The 1,197-nt window shown below is 57.7% G+C and carries 1 protein-coding gene; it reads right to left on the bottom strand.

What is annotated here, in order from left to right; all coding sequences use genetic code 11:
• Positions 1-55: 55 nt before the first annotated feature.
• Positions 56-1,120, bottom strand: coding sequence for a photosystem II q(b) protein (psbA, locus tag NW807_RS05935; RefSeq protein WP_414425552.1), 1,065 nt, complete (start codon positions 1,118-1,120; stop codon positions 56-58).
• Between the last annotated feature and the right edge of the window lie 77 nt (positions 1,121-1,197).

Here is a 1,197-nt window from a genome sequence, read left to right as displayed (position 1 = left end):
AAAAACCCCTGGCGCTGGGGCCAGGGGAAGTAGAGTCAGGAAACCTGGGGAAGCACTAGCCCCGCACAGCCGGCGCTACCTCCACCGCCGCCAAGTCCAGCGGGAAGTTGTGCGCATTCCGCTCGTGCATCACTTCCATCCCCAGGTTGGCACGGTTGAGCACGTCCGCCCACGTCCCAACCACGCGCCCGTTGCTGTCCACAATCGACTGGTTGAAGTTAAACCCATTCAGGTTGAACGCCATGATGCTGATGCCCAACGCCGCAAACCAAATCCCCACCACCGGCCAGGCCGCCAGGAAAAAGTGCAGGCTGCGGCTGTTGTTGAACGACGCATACCGGAAAATCAACCGGCCAAAATACCCATGCGCCGCCACAATGTTGTAGGTCTCTTCCTCCTGACCAAACTTGTACCCCAGATTCTGCGACTCCTCCTCCGAAGTCTCCCGAATCAGGGTGCTGGTCACCAAAGACCCGTGCATCGCACTAAACAGCGCACCCCCAAACACGCCAGCCACGCCCAGCTGGTGGAACGGGTGCATCAGAATGTTGTGCTCCGCCTGGAACACCAACATGAAGTTGAACGTCCCGGAAATCCCCAGGGGCATCCCATCAGAGAACGACCCCTGCCCAATCGGGTAAATCAAAAACACCGCTGTTGCCGCTGCCACCGGCGCCGAGTAGGCCACCGCAATCCAGGGACGCATCCCCAAGCGGTAGCTCAGCTCCCACTCGCGCCCCATGTAGCAGTACACCCCAATCAAAAAGTGCAGCACAATCAGCTGGTAGGGGCCGCCGTTGTACAGCCACTCGTCCAAAGAGGCGGCTTCCCAAATCGGATAAAAGTGCAAGCCAATGGCTGCTGAAGAAGGTACCACCGCGGCGGTGATGATGTTGTTCCCGTACAGCAGCGAACCCGAAACTGGCTCGCGGATGCCGTCAATGTCAACTGGAGGAGCACCAATGAAGGCAATGATGAAGCAGGTGGTGGCAGTCAGCAGGGTGGGGATCATCAACACGCCAAACCAGCCGATGTAAAGCCGGTTGTCGGTAGAAGTCACCCACTCGCAGAACTGCTCCCACACGTTGCTAGCTGAGCGACGTTGGAGAACAGTGGTCATAAAGCCTAACTTCCCTGTGGAAGTGCGAAGATGGACAACCTAACCTTAATCCAACCGTTAAGTTCTGTCAACTCTCC

Source organism: Synechococcus sp. R70.1 (genome assembly GCF_047461675.1).
In the GTDB taxonomy this organism is placed as follows: domain Bacteria; phylum Cyanobacteriota; class Cyanobacteriia; order Thermostichales; family Thermostichaceae; genus Thermostichus.
Note: the sequence above shows the minus strand (reverse complement) of the source record. Positions and strands in the feature narration are given on the sequence as shown.

Bases quoted from the DNA above. Each gene is read 5' to 3' on its own strand.
- psbA (WP_414425552.1), bottom strand. From the start codon at position 1,120: ATGACCACTGTTCTCCAACGTCGCTCAGCTAGCAACGTGTGGGAGCAG.